We start from the raw sequence: 13159 nt of genomic DNA, 5'->3' as shown, positions 1-13159 counted from the left end.
TCGCCCATGAGCGACTGGATCGAAATCGGCGCCATCGACGCCATCCCCCGCCGCGGCGCCCGCTGCGTCAACACCCCGGCCGGGCGGATAGCCGTGTTCCGCACCCAGCAAGACCAGGTTTTCGCCATCGAAAACCGCTGCCCCCACAAGCAGGGCCCGCTCAGCGAAGGCATCGTCCACGGCGCCTCCGTCACCTGCCCTCTGCATAACTGGGTCTTCGACCTCGCCACCGGCAAGGCGCTCGGCGCCGACGAGGGGCAGGTCCGGACCTATCCGATCGACCTCGTCGACGGCCGCATTTTCATGGCGCTCGAAGACGCCCTGGTCGCCGCCGAATAACCCCTCCCAACCCAGCAAGCCACCGCCCCCAAGGAGACGAAATGGCCTACGTCATACCCACCGAATTTGTGACCAAGATGATCGATGCCGGCGAGGCCAAGGTCTTCATGTCCACCCGCGATACGCTGATCCGTGCCTTCATGGCCGGCGCCATCCTGACCCTTGGCGCCGCCTTTGCCGTCACCATCACCGTCAATACCGGCCAGCCGCTGGCCGGCGCCATTCTCTTCCCCGTCGGCTTTTGCCTGCTCTACCTCATGGGCTTTGACCTGCTCACCGGCGTCATGACCCTGGTGCCCCTCGCCCTCATCGACAAGCGACCCGGCGTCACCCTGCAGGGCATGCTGCGGAACTGGGGCCTGGTATTCACCGGCAATTTCGCCGGCGCCTTCACCGTCGCCGTACTGATGGCCATCACCTTCACCTTCGGCTTCACCCAGGAGCCGAACGCGGTCGGCCAGGCCATCGGCCATATCGGCGAAGGCCGCACCGTCGGCTATGCCGCCCACGGCGCCGCCGGCATGCTGACCCTGTTCGTCCGCGGCGTGCTCTGCAACTGGATGGTCTCGACCGGCGTCGTCGGCGCCATGATGTCCACCTCGGTTTCCGGCAAGGTGCTGGCCATGTGGATGCCCGTAATGCTGTTCTTCTACATGGGCTTCGAGCATTCCGTCGTGAACATGTACCTCTTCCCCTCGGGCATCATGCTGGGCGGCCAGTTCTCGATCATGGACTACCTGATCTGGAACGAAATCCCCACCGTGCTCGGTAACCTGGTCGGCGGCTTCGCCTTTGTCGGCCTGGCGCTCTACGCCACGCACAGCGCGCGGGCAACGCAGCGCGCCGCCTCCGCCAAGTTCGCCCCCGCCGAATAGCCACACCGAACGCTCCGCTCCGGCGGAGCGTTCTCCCCATGGATCGCCCATGAGCGCCAGCCTCGCCATTTCCCTCGGCCAACATTCCGACAAGGGCCGCAAGCCGGCCAATCAGGATTTCTACGGTGCCCTGATCCCGGCCCAGCCCGCGCTCGATCTCAAAGGCATCGCCATCGCCCTGGCCGATGGCATTTCCAGCAGCGACGTCAGTTCCATCGCCGCCCAGACGGCCATAAAGAGCTTCCTCACCGACTATTACGGCACCTCCGACTCCTGGCCGGTCAAGACATCAGCCCACCGCGTCATCTCGGCCACCAATGCCTGGCTCCATGCCCAGACCCGCGCCCTGGGCGCCGACGACGCCGATAGCGGCTATGTCTGTACGCTCAGCGTCCTCGTGCTCAAGTCCCGCGCCGCCCATATCTTCCACATCGGAGATTCGCGGATTTATCGCCTCGCCGGCCGCGCCCTCGAACAGCTCACCACCGATCACCGCGTCCCCGCCGCCACCAATCGCTTCTATCTCGGCCGCGCCCTCGGCATCGGCAGCAATGTCGAGGTCGATTATCGCAGCGTCCCCGTTGGTGTTGGCGATGTCTTCGTACTCACCACCGATGGCGTCCACGAGCATGTCGATGGCGCCACCATCGCCGATGCCATCGCCGCCAGTCCCGACGATCTCGATGCCGCAGCCCGGCACATCGTCACAAGCGCCGTGGCCAATGACAGCCCCGACAACCTCACCATCCAGATCGTCCGCGTGGATGCCCTGCCCGGCGGCGAGGCCGCCGATTTCCTCGGCCAGTCCGCCGACCTGCCCTTGCCGCCCCCCATCGAACCCGGCATGGATTTCGACGGTTACCACATCCTGCGCCCGCTTCATGCCAATGCCCGCAGCCAGGTCTTCCTCGCCCAGGACCATACTGATGGCCGTCTCACCGTCATCAAGGTGCCCGGCTCGGACATGCGCGACAGCCCGGCCTTCCTGCGCCGCTTCATGATGGAAGAATGGATCGCCGCCCGCCTCAACACACCGCATGCCCTCGCCATCCACAATCAGGATCGCAAGCGGCACTATCTCTATCTCGCCACCGAATATGTCGACGGCCAGACACTCACCCAGTGGATGGTCGACCATCCCCGGCCCGATCTCAACGCCGTGCGTGACATCGTCGAGCAGGTCGCTCGCGGCCTCAACGCCTTCCATCGGCAGGAAATGGTCCATCAGGACCTGCGTCCCGACAACATCATGATCGACAAGGCCGGCACAGTGAAGATCATCGATTTCGGTTCCACCAAGGTCGCCGGCATCATCGAGGCCCAGCCCGTTGGCGACGATGCCGAGCTTGGCACCGTGCAATATGCCGCCCCCGAATATCGCATCGGCAATGCCGGCACCGACCGCTCCGACCAGTTTTCGCTCGGCGTCATCGCCTACCAGATGCTCACCGGCCAACTCCCCTACGGCCCCCACGCGGCCATGCTGCACGGTTCGGCTGATCTGGCCCGCCTATGCTACCAGCCGGCCTCCACCCCACAATTCGGCATCCCCGAATGGGTCGATCGGGCCCTCGAAAGAGCCGTTCACCCCGACCCCGCGCAGCGTTACGAGGCCCTGTCGGAGTTTACCTATGATCTTCGTCACCCAAACCCCGCTTTCGCCACGCTGCCGGCCCGTCCGCTGCTGGTGCGCAATCCCCTGCGTTTCTGGCAGTTGCTCTGCCTGATGCTTGCCGGCACGGTGGTCGTTCTCCTTGTGCTATTGCTCACCTAGCCGGAACCGCCAACTGCTTGGACGAAATAAGACTTCCGGCGGGATGGTGCGGCAAGGGCCGGGCGTGCAACAGTGGCCGCATCTGTTCGTCGGAAGCCAATCATGCACCCTTTCACCGCGCAATTGCAGCAAGCCCTCCAGCACGACAAACCGGTACCGCGTCGCGAGGCCGCTATCCCGTCAGCTTGGGCCGACACCATGGCGATCCAGGGGGAACTGATCGACAGTCTCGGCGGCGCTGGCGCCTGGAAAGTATCTCCTTGGTCCGAGGTTGCAGCGATGGTTGCCGCACCCATTCCTGCAGCATGGGTATACAGGTCCGGCCAGGGTATTTCGTTGCAACCCGGCCTGCGGCTCGAGGTTGAACTCGCCTTGGTCAGCATCGGGACAGGCGGTTTCACGATCGCGCCCGCTTTCGAGCTTGTCCGCTCGCGCCTGGAACCGGGAGCCGACTGGCCGGATCTCGCGAAGAAGGCTGACCTCATGTCGACTGCCGGCCTGGTCCTGGGGTCGACTCAGCCGCTCCCCGGCGGCGACGATCCGGATTGCTCCATTCACCTCACCGCCGGTGATGGTGCGACCCAGACCGTCACGACCCCGGTGCTGCTCGATCCCTTGCTGCGCGCAGCCGCCTGGGCGGCCGACTACGCCGAACGGCTGGGGTCGCCCTTTGTTGCCGGTACGGTTGTCATGACCGGGGCGCGCATTGGACCTGTCGATATTGCTGCCGGCACCACTATTGCCCGATTGGACGGCCTGGGCGCGGTGCAATTTCAAGCGCGCTAGCAGGCGGCGACGCATCTATCCATGCCGGGCAACCGCGGCCCTTGTCGCTGGAGGCGATGTGGCGCCTCTTGTGACAGAATGTTCACATGAACACGCATCGCCCTGCAAACAGGCGGGTATCCACAGCGAGATCCGTGGAATTTCGGTTGTCATAAAACTGCTAAACCCCTGATATAGAAGCGCCAACGGGCCGACGCAGATGCGAACGGCTGCCCGCCAATGTTCAAATGAACATTTTCTGTTTGCAAAGGAATACTCGATTGCTATCAAATGACGTCAAGCATGGGACGAGGAGGTCCCTGCGCAAAAACAAGGGAGTGAGCATGTTCAAGAACGTATTGCGCCTGTCGGTAGGGCTGGCTGCCATCCTCGCGGCAACCCCGACCTTTGCCCAGACCGAAATCGCCTGGTGGCACGCCATGGATGCCGAACTCGGCCAGAAGCTCGAGGCTATCGCCCAGGGTTTCAACGACAGCCAGGACGAATTCGTCGTGGTGCCGTCCTACAAGGGCACCTATCCCGAAACGCTGACCGCCGCTATCGCCGCCTTCCGCGCCAACGAGCAGCCGGCCATCGTGCAGGTCTACGAAGTGGGTACCGGCACGATGATGGCCGCCAAGGGCGCCATCAATCCGGTCTATCAGCTGATGGAAGCGGCCGGCGAACCCTGGGATCCGTCGGCGTTCCTTGCTCCGGTGACGGGCTACTATTCCGACACGGACGGCAACATCCTGTCCATGCCGTTCAATTCGTCCACGCCCATCATGTACTACAACAAGGACGTGTTCGAAAAAGCCGGACTCGATCCGGAAACCCCGCCCAAGACCTGGGCCGAACTGGAAGCCATGAGCCGCCAGATCATGGAATCGGGCGCCGCCCCCTGTGGCTTCACCAGCGGCTGGATCACCTGGATTCAGACCGAGAACCTCTCGGCCATCCACGACCAGCCCTATGGCACGCTCGAAAACGGCTTCGGCGGCCTCGGCTCCGAATTCACCTTCAACGGCCCGGTACAGGTCAAGCACTGGGGCAACCTGAAGAAATGGGCCGATGAAGGCCTGTTCGAATATGGCGGTCCGGTGGGCGGCGGCGATGCTCCGCCGAAGTTCTATGCGCAGGAATGCGCCATATACATGAACTCCTCGGGCTCGCGCGCTGGCGTCATTGCCAACTCCAAGGAATTTGAAGTCGGCTTCGCACCCCTGCCCTATTATGATGACGAGATCGACGAGCCGAAGAACTCCATCATCGGCGGCGCCACGCTGTGGGCGCTCAACGGCAAGGATCCCGAAGTCTACAAGGGCGTAGCCCAGTTCTTCACCTACCTGTCGAGCCCCGAAGTCCAGGCCGAGTGGCATCAGGGAACCGGCTACCTGCCGATCACCTACGCCGCCTACGATCTGGGCAAGGAACAGGGCTATTACGACGCCAATCCAGGCGCCGATATCGCCATCAACCAGATCACCCGCGGCACGCCGACGGCCAATTCCAAGGGCGTCCGCTTCGGTAACCTGACCCAGGCCCGTACCGTGGTCGACGAGGAATTCGAAGCCATGCTCTCGGGCAGCAAGACCGCCCAGGAGGCCCTGGACTCCGCCGTCGAGCGCGGCAACCAGATCCTGCGCGACTTCGAAGCCGCCAATAGCTGATCCTCCCGGCTCGTCCCCACCTGGTGGGTGGGGACGACCACTCCCGGACGGCTTCGGCCGCCCGGGACCTGCAGTCGTGACCGTCGGGAGACCCCATGCAGACCAAGCGCACAATCTTCCCCAACAAGCTGCTTCCCTACGCCCTGCTGGCGCCGCAGCTCGCGGTGACGCTGATCTTCTTCATCTGGCCGGCCGCCCAGGCCGTAAAGTCCTCTTTCGAGCGGCAAGACCCCTTCGGCTTTCGCACGACCTTCATCTGGCTCGAGAACTATACCCGGCTCTTTTCCGAGCCCGGCTATGTAAACTCGCTGAGCAAGACGGCCATTTTTGCGGTCTCGGTAACGCTGCTGTCGATGAGCCTGTCGCTGCTGCTCGCCGTGGCGGTGAACCGGGTTCTCAAGTCCAACCGCGTCTACACGACCTTGCTGGTCTGGCCCTATGCCGTGGCACCGGTGGTTGTGGGTATCCTGTGGTGGTTCATGTTTAATCCCACCATCGGCATCGGCCCCTACATGCTGCGCGGCCTCGGCATCGACTGGAACCATCGTATCGATGGCACCCAGGCCATGATCCTCGTGGTGATGGCCGCGAGCTGGAAGCAGATTTCCTACAATTTCCTGTTCTTTGTCGCCGGCCTGCAATCGGTGCCGCAATCGCTCACCGAGGCGGCGGCCATCGATGGTGCCGGACCGTTCAAGCGGTTCTGGACCATCGTCTTCCCGCTGCTGTCGCCCACCACCTTCTTCCTGCTGATCGTCAACATCAACTACGCCATGTTCGACACCTTCGGCCTCATCGACGCCACCACCAATGGCGGCCCCAACCAGGCCACCAATATCCTGGTCTACAAGGTTTATGCCGATGGCTTCCTGGGCCTCAATATCGGCTCCTCGGCGGCACAATCGGTGGTGCTGATGCTCATCGTCATCGTGCTCACCGCCATCCAGTTCCGCTATATCGAGCGGCGCGTACAGTACTGAGGAGCGCAGATAATGGTCGAAAATCGCCCCTGGCTCTCGTTCCTCACCCATCTGGTGCTGATCGTCGGCGTCGTCATCGTCGTCTTCCCGGTCTACCTGGCATTCGTCGCCTCGACCCATGGCAGCGGGGACTTTCTGCGCGGCCTGGTGCCGCTTCTGCCGGGGCCCCACCTGATCGAGAACTACGGCCGGATGCTGACCCAGGGCATCTCCACCGCCGGCGCACCACCGCTCTGGATCATGCTGATGAATTCCACGATCATCGCCATCATCATTGCGGTGGGCAAAATCAGCATTTCGCTGCTTTCGGCTTATGCGATCGTGTTCTTCAAGTTCCCCCTCCGCATGGTAGCCTTCTGGATCATCTTCATCACGCTGATGCTGCCCGTCGAGGTCCGCATCATCCCCACCTTTGCCGTGGTGGCCAATCTGGGCCTGCTCAATTCCTATGTCGGGCTGACCCTGCCGCTGATCGCTTCGGCCACCGCGACCTTCCTTTTCCGCCAGTTCTTCCTCACCATTCCCGATGAGCTGATGGAAGCGGCGCGGGTGGATGGCGCCGGGCCGATGAAGTTCTTCCGCGATATCCTGCTGCCACTCTCGCGCACCAATATCGCGGCGCTCTTCGTCATCCTCTTCATCTATGGCTGGGTGCAGTATCTCTGGCCGCTGCTGGTGACCACCGAAAGTCGCTACTACACGGTGGTCATGGGCATCAAGCGCCTCGCCGCCACGGCCGATACCGAACCGCTGTGGCACCTGGTCATGGCGTCGGTGATCCTGGCCATGCTGCCGCCCGTCCTTGTCGTCATCTTCATGCAGCGCCTGTTCGTCAAAGGCCTCGTGGAAACGGAGAAATAAGCCATGGCCACGATCAACCTCGTCGACCTGAAAAAAAGCTACGGCAACGTGCCGGCGGTGAAGGGCGTCAACCTCTCGGTGGCCGATGGCGAGCTTATCGTCCTGGTCGGCCCCTCCGGCTGCGGCAAGTCCACCTTGCTGCGCATGGTGGCCGGCCTTGAATCGGTGACCTCGGGTCATATCGAGATCGCCGGCCGCGACGTGGTCAAGGCCGAGCCGGCCGAGCGCGACATCGCCATGGTCTTCCAGAACTACGCGCTCTATCCGCATATGACGGTACGCGGGAACCTCGAATACGGCCTCAAGAACCGCGGCACGCCGCGGGTCGAGATCGATCGCCGGGTGAACGAGGCCGCCGATATCCTCGAAATCGGACAATTGCTCGATCGCAAGCCGCGCCAGCTTTCCGGCGGCCAGCGCCAGCGCGTCGCCATGGGCCGCGCCATCGTGCGCGAACCCGCCGCCTTCCTGTTCGACGAGCCGCTGTCGAACCTCGATGCCAAGCTGCGGGTGCAGATGCGGGTGGAAATCCGCAAGCTGCAGCGCCGTCTCAAGACCACCAGCCTCTACGTCACGCATGACCAGCTCGAAGCCATGACACTGGCCGACCGGCTGGTGGTGATGAATGGCGGCCTCGTCGAACAGATCGGCACGCCGACCGAGGTCTACGATCACCCGGCGACGCTGTTCGTGGCCGGCTTCATCGGCTCGCCCCCCATGAACCTCATCCCCGTATCGGCCCTCGGAGCCGACGGCGCCAATGGCCTGCCCGCCGGAACCGACATTGTCGGTGTTCGCCCCGACGCCCTGCTGATCGAGCGCTCGGAAGGGTCATCCATCGCCCTTGAGGCAACCGCCGACCTGCTGGAGCCGATCGGCGGCGAAAGCCACCTTCACGTCAAGCTCGACGGGTCGGGCCAGGCCATCATCCTCAGCGTTCCGGGCCGCCCCGACATTGCCGAGTCGGCGCGTCTCACCATCTATGCGCGGCCGTCCGACCTGCATCCCTTCAGCTCGCAGACCGGGCGCCGTACCGACGTCGTCACAAAATCGTAGCCGAGCTAGACGCACCATGACAGCCAATCCAGCAACCGGCCCCAGCCGGGATGAAGTTCAGGCCCATCGCGGCGCCTCGGCCATAGCGCCCGAGAACACGATCGCCGCCTTTCGGGCGGCGGCCGAACAGGGCGCCCGCTGGGTCGAACTGGATGTCGCCCTGCTGGCCGACGACACGCTGGTCGTGATCCATGACGACAGCATCGACCGCACCACCTCGGGCACCGGCAAGCTGGCGAGTTTGCGCCGTGCCGATCTCGACCGGCTCGACGCCGGCGCCTGGTTCGATCCCCACTTTGCCGGCGAGCGCCTGCCCACCCTGGCAGAAGTCATCACTGCGCTGGGCGCCCTGGGCATGGGCGCCAATATCGAGATCAAGCAGCATCCCCACCACAAGTCGCTGGACCAGTTGGTGCGAGCCGTCCAGCATGACCTGCACCAGCGCAAGCCGGGCATGCCGATCATGATTTCGAGCTTCGATCCCGAAGCGCTCCGCGCCATGCACACGCTGGAGCCGGACCTGGAAATGGCGATGCTCTGGTCGGAGCTGCCTGACGACTGGGAGGCCAGGCTGGCCGCCATTCCCGCCACCACCATCCATCTCAACTACAAGTCGCTGAGCATCGGCATGCTGGAGCGGGCACGGCAGCGCGGCATCAAGATTCGCGCCTGGACCAGCAACGATCCGATCGAGCTCAAATCGTTCTGGCCTGCGGGGCTGACCGGTGTGATCACCGACGACCCGAAGGTCTATCTGGGGTAGCGAGGCAATGGGGCAGGACAGGCTTTCGAGCCGCCAACGCGACATTCTTGCTTTGATCGAGGCCGAAGGCGCTCAATATATCGAGCACCTGGCGGCCCGCTACGGCATGACCACGCAGACCCTGCGGCGCGATATCAACGCCCTTTGCGATCTCGGCTACACGCGGCGGTTTCATGGCGGCGTCGACCTGCCCGTCGAAAGCCGCAACATTTCGGTCAATGTCCGCGCCGCCCTCAACAGCGGCGCCAAGCAGCGCATCGCCCGGCGCATCGCGGCCGTCATCGAGCCGAATTCGACCGTGTTCATGGGCATAGGCAGCACCGTGCAGTTCGTGGCTGCGGCCTTGCGCGAACATGAAGGGCTGCGTGTGGTCACCAACAATATCGACGTGGCGCTGACGCTGTCGGAGGCCCCGCAGGTGGAAGTCCACATGACGGGCGGCCTGCTGCGCCACGACGACCGCGACGTGGTCGGCGCCGATGCGCTGCGCTTCTTCGAGAAATTCTATGCCTCCTATGCGGTGATCGGCGCCGGCGCGCTCGACCCGACCAAGGGCGTGCTCGATTTCAGCTATAGCGAGGCGCAGACCACCACGACGCTGATCGAAAACTCGCGCACGCAGTTGCTGGCGGCCGACATCAGCAAGTGGACGCGGGACGCCTCCGTGCGCGTCGTGCCCTTCAAGCGCATCGACACCTTCTTCACCGATCGTCTCCCCGAGGATGGCGCGGCCATGCGGGCTCTGGCCGAGGCCGGAACCGAGGTCGTGCTCTGCGGCGAGGATCCGGCATGAGTTTTCGTGGCCCGGCCCCCCTGCCCGAACAGTTGCGTGCAGTCCGCTATCTCTTCACCGATATCGACGACACCCTGACCACCGAGGGGCGCCTGCTGCCCGAAACCTATCAGGCCCTATGGGACCTGCGCGCTGCCGGCATCGCCGTGATCCCGGTCACCGGCGGCTCGGCAGGCTGGTGCGAGCATATCGTGCGCGCCTGGCCGGTCGTCGCCGCCATCGGCGAAAGCGGTGCCCTGGCCATGACGCTCGAGGATGGCCAGGTCGCAATGGCCTTCTGGGACGGCGAGGTGATCCAGGCCGAACGGCAGGCCCGGCACCTGCATGCGATCGAACCCTTGCTGGGCGACTTTACCCTGGCGCGCGACCAGCGCTTCCGCCTGGCCGACGTGGCCATCGACATTTCCGGCCGCTCCCGACAGGAAGTCGATGCCCTGGCCGGCCAGCTCCGTGCCCTGGGGGCCCGGGTCGCCATCAGCTCGATCCACATCAACACCTGGATGGGCAGCTATGACAAGCAGACCATGAGCGAACGCCTGCTGCGCCAGTTCGACATCGCCCAGGACGAAATCGACGACCAGACCGCCTTTGTCGGGGACTCGCGCAACGACGCCCCCATGTTCGGCTATTTCAGGAACGCGTTCGGCGTCGCCAATATTCTGCCGGTGCTCGATGACATCGCCACCAAGCCCAGATGGATATCCAGCCGCCCCGCCGGCCTTGGTTTTGTCGACATCGCCCGCACCATGATTGCCGCCCGCAATCCGGCGGCGAGCGACTGACACTTCAGGGCCGGTCGCAGCTCGGCCCGGCCCACAGCCGCGCCACTTCGCCCGCCTTTTCCCCCAGCGCCAGGCACTGCCCATCGGGGGTACAAAGCGTCCAGGGGCTGGGCGTCATGCCCGAAGCGGCGAGGTTGAGGCTGGGCAGCGGCCCCAGGACCGGCTTGTAGCTCCAGCGTCCATCCGCCCAGACGGCGTCGGGGGGCACCGCAATGCCCGCCCCCGACCCTTCCACGCTGGCCTCCACCACTTGCAGCCGGTCGCCCTGGACCACCCAGCTTTCCCGCCATTGGGTGTGTTCCACCGAGTGGGTCCAGCTCAGCGTGAAGCTGGACGCCGCCAGGGCTGCGACAGCGCCGGCCGAAGCGATGCACAACATCAGCTCACCGCGCCGGGCACCGGCCCGCGCCGCATGCGCCACCACTGCTGTCCGATGAGCAATATGGCCAAAACGAAGCCAGCTTCATCGGTCAGCGGCAGCGCCAGCATCAACAGGATGGCGACGACGAAGGCCCCGATGCGCTCCGGCATATTCGCCGGCCCGAACAGATAGCCGACCACCGACACACCCAGCAGCCCGATCGCCAGCACCGTCTTGAACACGATGTAGACCACCTCCACCGGATAGCCGAACTGCGCGGCAATCGCCCCGCCATCCTGCAGCATCAGCGATGGCGTATAGACCGCCATGAACGGCACGATGAAGCCGGCCGCGGCCAGCTTGGTCGCCTGGATCGAGATTTTGAGCCCCGAGGTCTTGGCCATTGGCGCGGCCGCAAAGCAGGCCAGTGCCACCGGCGGGGTCAGGTCCGCCATGATGCCGAAGTAGAAGACGAACATATGGCTGACCATCAGCGGCACCCCCAGTTCCAGTAGGGCGGGCCCGGCCAGCGACGAGGTGATGATGTAGTTGGGAATGGTGGGAATGCCCATGCCCAGCACCAGGCAGGTAATCATCGTCAGCACCAGCGAGAGGAACAGGTTGTCCTCGCCGATGGCGATGACGGCGCCGATGAAGGTCGAGGCGATGCCGGTCAGCGTCAGCGTACCGATGACGATGCCGACAATGGCGCAGGCAATGCCCACCGGCAGCGCATTGCGGGCGCCCTCGGCCAGCGAGTCGCGCACGATGGCCAGGGTTTCCCGCCCGCCATTGACGAAGATGCAGGCCAGCACCAGCACACCGATGACCACCATCAGCAGGTTGACGCCGAAGCGCAGGAAGGCGGCCGAGGCCAGTCCCAGCGCCAGCCAGAACACGTAGCGGAAGACCTTGGGCCCGATGGCGGCGGCCAGCGGCGTGCCCAGGATGAGCACCACGACCAGCGCCAGGCCCATCGTGCCCGCAAAGATCGGCGTATAGCCGGCAAACAGCAGGTAGACCAGGGCCGCCAGCGGCAGCACCAGAGGCCAGTTCTCGCGCAGCGCCGTCCACGGATTGGGCAGGTCGGCCTTGTCCATGCCGCGCAACCCCGCCTTGCCGGCCTCCAGGTGAACGACCCAGAAGCAGGTGGCGAAGTAGAGGATGGCCGGGATGATCGCCGCCAGGACGATGGAGCTGTAGGGCACATCGAGCGTCTCGGCCATGATGAAGGCCACGGCCCCCATGATCGGAGGCATGATCTGCCCACCCATGGACGAAGTCGCCTCCACCCCGCCCGCAAAAGCCGAGCGGAACCCGAACCGCTTCATCAGCGGAATGGTGAACTGGCCGCTGGCCACCACATTGGCGACGCCGGAGCCCGAAATCGTGCCCATCAATGCCGAGGACAGCGTGCAGACCTGCGCCGGCCCGCCCCGCCATCCGCCGACCAGCCCCAGCGCGAAATCGTTGAACAGCCGGATCATACCTGCCCGTTCGAGAAAGGCGGCGAAGACCACGAAGATGAAGATATAGGCCGAGGACACATAGACCGGCGTGCCGTAGATGCCTTCCGTGCCGAAGCCGAAATGCTCGATGATCTGCGCGAAATCATAGCCCCGATGCACGAAGGCGCCGGGCATATACTGGCCAAAAAAGCAGTAGGCGAGGAACAGGCCGGCAATGATGGCCAGCGGCAGGCCCATCAGGCGCCGCGCCGCCTCGAATACCAGCACGATCATCACCGTCCCGACCGTCAGGTCGAATGGGCTCAGGAAACTGCTGCGTTTCAGCAGGTCGGCATAGAACACCCAGTTATAGATGCCGGTCAGGAAGCCGAGCACGGCCAGCGACCAGAAGAAAACACGGCCCCACATGGTCTTGGCGACAAGGTTGCCGACCAGGCCGAAGCCAAGCAGCAGCAGGAAGCCCACATGCATGGCGCGGACCACCTGGCTGGGCAGCGTGCCATAGGCCGCCGTCCACAGCTGGAACAGCGCGAAGGCGATGGCAATGCCGAAGGCGATGCGGCCCATCAGGCCGGGGCCGAAGCCGGGCGGCAGACCCTCTACGGCCTCCTCGGCGGTAGTGACTTCAGGCGTTATCGCCGCAGATGCGGTAGACATCGAGTTTCCTCCCC

Annotated in this window: 13 protein-coding genes; 11 read left to right on the top strand and 2 right to left on the bottom strand. The window is 64.3% G+C overall.

Annotated elements, in window-relative coordinates; genetic code table 11:
* Positions 1-6: 6 nt before the first annotated feature.
* The 11 genes from nirD (at position 7) to ASD80_RS18105 (ending at position 10658) form a co-directional block, all read left to right on the top strand.
* On the top strand, positions 7-339 hold the full coding sequence (gene nirD / locus ASD80_RS18155) for a nitrite reductase small subunit NirD (protein ID WP_056236158.1): 333 nt from the start codon (positions 7-9) through the stop codon (positions 337-339).
* Between the two features lie 41 nt (positions 340-380).
* Positions 381-1214 (top strand): formate/nitrite transporter family protein, encoded by an 834-nt coding sequence (locus ASD80_RS18150; RefSeq protein ID WP_056236155.1) that lies wholly within the window; start codon positions 381-383, stop codon positions 1212-1214.
* Between the two features lie 49 nt (positions 1215-1263).
* Positions 1264-2988, top strand: coding sequence for a bifunctional protein-serine/threonine kinase/phosphatase (locus ASD80_RS18145; protein ID WP_056236152.1), 1725 nt, complete (start codon positions 1264-1266; stop codon positions 2986-2988).
* Positions 2989-3090: 102 nt separating this feature from the next.
* Positions 3091-3774, top strand: a complete 684-nt coding sequence (locus ASD80_RS18140; RefSeq protein ID WP_056236151.1) for a hypothetical protein — start codon at positions 3091-3093, stop codon at positions 3772-3774.
* Positions 3775-4097: 323 nt separating this feature from the next.
* A complete protein-coding gene (gene ugpB / locus ASD80_RS18135) occupies positions 4098-5423 on the top strand; it encodes a sn-glycerol-3-phosphate ABC transporter substrate-binding protein UgpB (RefSeq protein ID WP_056236287.1) in 1326 nt (441 codons plus the stop codon).
* 95 nt (positions 5424-5518) lie between these two features.
* On the top strand, positions 5519-6403 hold the full coding sequence (gene ugpA, locus ASD80_RS18130; RefSeq protein ID WP_056236149.1) for a sn-glycerol-3-phosphate ABC transporter permease UgpA: 885 nt from the start codon (positions 5519-5521) through the stop codon (positions 6401-6403).
* A gap of 12 nt (positions 6404-6415) precedes the next feature.
* Complete coding sequence (gene ugpE / locus ASD80_RS18125; RefSeq protein ID WP_056236146.1) at positions 6416-7264, top strand: sn-glycerol-3-phosphate ABC transporter permease UgpE; 849 nt, start codon at positions 6416-6418, stop codon at positions 7262-7264.
* Positions 7265-7267: 3 nt separating this feature from the next.
* Positions 7268-8320 (top strand): sn-glycerol-3-phosphate import ATP-binding protein UgpC, encoded by a 1053-nt coding sequence (locus tag ASD80_RS18120; RefSeq protein WP_056236143.1) that lies wholly within the window; start codon positions 7268-7270, stop codon positions 8318-8320.
* A 16-nt stretch (positions 8321-8336) separates the two neighbouring features.
* Entirely contained in the window at positions 8337-9083 is a 747-nt protein-coding gene (locus tag ASD80_RS18115) for a glycerophosphoryl diester phosphodiesterase (RefSeq protein WP_056236141.1), read from the top strand.
* A 7-nt stretch (positions 9084-9090) separates the two neighbouring features.
* Complete coding sequence (locus ASD80_RS18110) at positions 9091-9876, top strand: DeoR/GlpR family DNA-binding transcription regulator (protein WP_056236139.1); 786 nt, start codon at positions 9091-9093, stop codon at positions 9874-9876.
* Positions 9873-10658: an HAD-IIB family hydrolase gene (locus ASD80_RS18105; protein WP_056236135.1), complete on the top strand. Its 786-nt coding sequence runs from the start codon at positions 9873-9875 to the stop codon at positions 10656-10658. Before ASD80_RS18110 ends, ASD80_RS18105 begins: the two co-directional genes overlap by 4 nt.
* A 4-nt stretch (positions 10659-10662) precedes the next feature.
* Here ASD80_RS18105 and ASD80_RS18100 read toward each other — a convergent pair whose 3' ends face one another.
* Both ASD80_RS18100 and ASD80_RS18095 read right to left on the bottom strand, forming a co-directional pair.
* The gene (locus tag ASD80_RS18100; protein WP_320410363.1) at positions 10663-11037 is read right to left on the bottom strand and encodes a DUF1850 domain-containing protein; all 375 of its coding nucleotides are present in this window, start codon (positions 11035-11037) and stop codon (positions 10663-10665) included.
* Positions 11037-13145 (bottom strand): TRAP transporter permease, encoded by a 2109-nt coding sequence (locus tag ASD80_RS18095; protein ID WP_056236132.1) that lies wholly within the window; start codon positions 13143-13145, stop codon positions 11037-11039. Before ASD80_RS18095 ends, ASD80_RS18100 begins: the two co-directional genes overlap by 1 nt.
* Positions 13146-13159: the final 14 nt, after the last annotated feature.

Origin of the sequence: Devosia sp. Root635 (assembly GCF_001427605.1) — a bacterium.
Lineage (GTDB): Bacteria > Pseudomonadota > Alphaproteobacteria > Rhizobiales > Devosiaceae > Devosia.
This window is presented reverse-complemented; position numbering and strand designations above follow the sequence as displayed.

What these genes read in the sequence shown, in the direction of transcription:
- ASD80_RS18150 (WP_056236155.1), top strand. Translation starts at nt 381, where the DNA reads ATGGCCTACGTCATACCCACCGAATTTGTGACCAAGATGATCGATGCC.
- ASD80_RS18115 (WP_056236141.1), top strand. Translation starts at nt 8,337, where the DNA reads ATGACAGCCAATCCAGCAACCGGCCCCAGCCGGGATGAAGTTCAGGCC.
- ASD80_RS18095 (WP_056236132.1), bottom strand. Translation starts at nt 13,145, where the DNA reads ATGTCTACCGCATCTGCGGCGATAACGCCTGAAGTCACTACCGCCGAG.
- ugpA (WP_056236149.1), top strand. Translation starts at nt 5,519, where the DNA reads ATGCAGACCAAGCGCACAATCTTCCCCAACAAGCTGCTTCCCTACGCC.
- ASD80_RS18100 (WP_320410363.1), bottom strand. Translation starts at nt 11,037, where the DNA reads ATGTTGTGCATCGCTTCGGCCGGCGCTGTCGCAGCCCTGGCGGCGTCC.
- ugpE (WP_056236146.1), top strand. Translation starts at nt 6,416, where the DNA reads ATGGTCGAAAATCGCCCCTGGCTCTCGTTCCTCACCCATCTGGTGCTG.
- ASD80_RS18145 (WP_056236152.1), top strand. Translation starts at nt 1,264, where the DNA reads ATGAGCGCCAGCCTCGCCATTTCCCTCGGCCAACATTCCGACAAGGGC.
- ASD80_RS18110 (WP_056236139.1), top strand. Translation starts at nt 9,091, where the DNA reads ATGGGGCAGGACAGGCTTTCGAGCCGCCAACGCGACATTCTTGCTTTG.
- nirD (WP_056236158.1), top strand. Translation starts at nt 7, where the DNA reads ATGAGCGACTGGATCGAAATCGGCGCCATCGACGCCATCCCCCGCCGC.
- ASD80_RS18120 (WP_056236143.1), top strand. Translation starts at nt 7,268, where the DNA reads ATGGCCACGATCAACCTCGTCGACCTGAAAAAAAGCTACGGCAACGTG.
- ASD80_RS18140 (WP_056236151.1), top strand. Translation starts at nt 3,091, where the DNA reads ATGCACCCTTTCACCGCGCAATTGCAGCAAGCCCTCCAGCACGACAAA.
- ugpB (WP_056236287.1), top strand. Translation starts at nt 4,098, where the DNA reads ATGTTCAAGAACGTATTGCGCCTGTCGGTAGGGCTGGCTGCCATCCTC.
- ASD80_RS18105 (WP_056236135.1), top strand. Translation starts at nt 9,873, where the DNA reads ATGAGTTTTCGTGGCCCGGCCCCCCTGCCCGAACAGTTGCGTGCAGTC.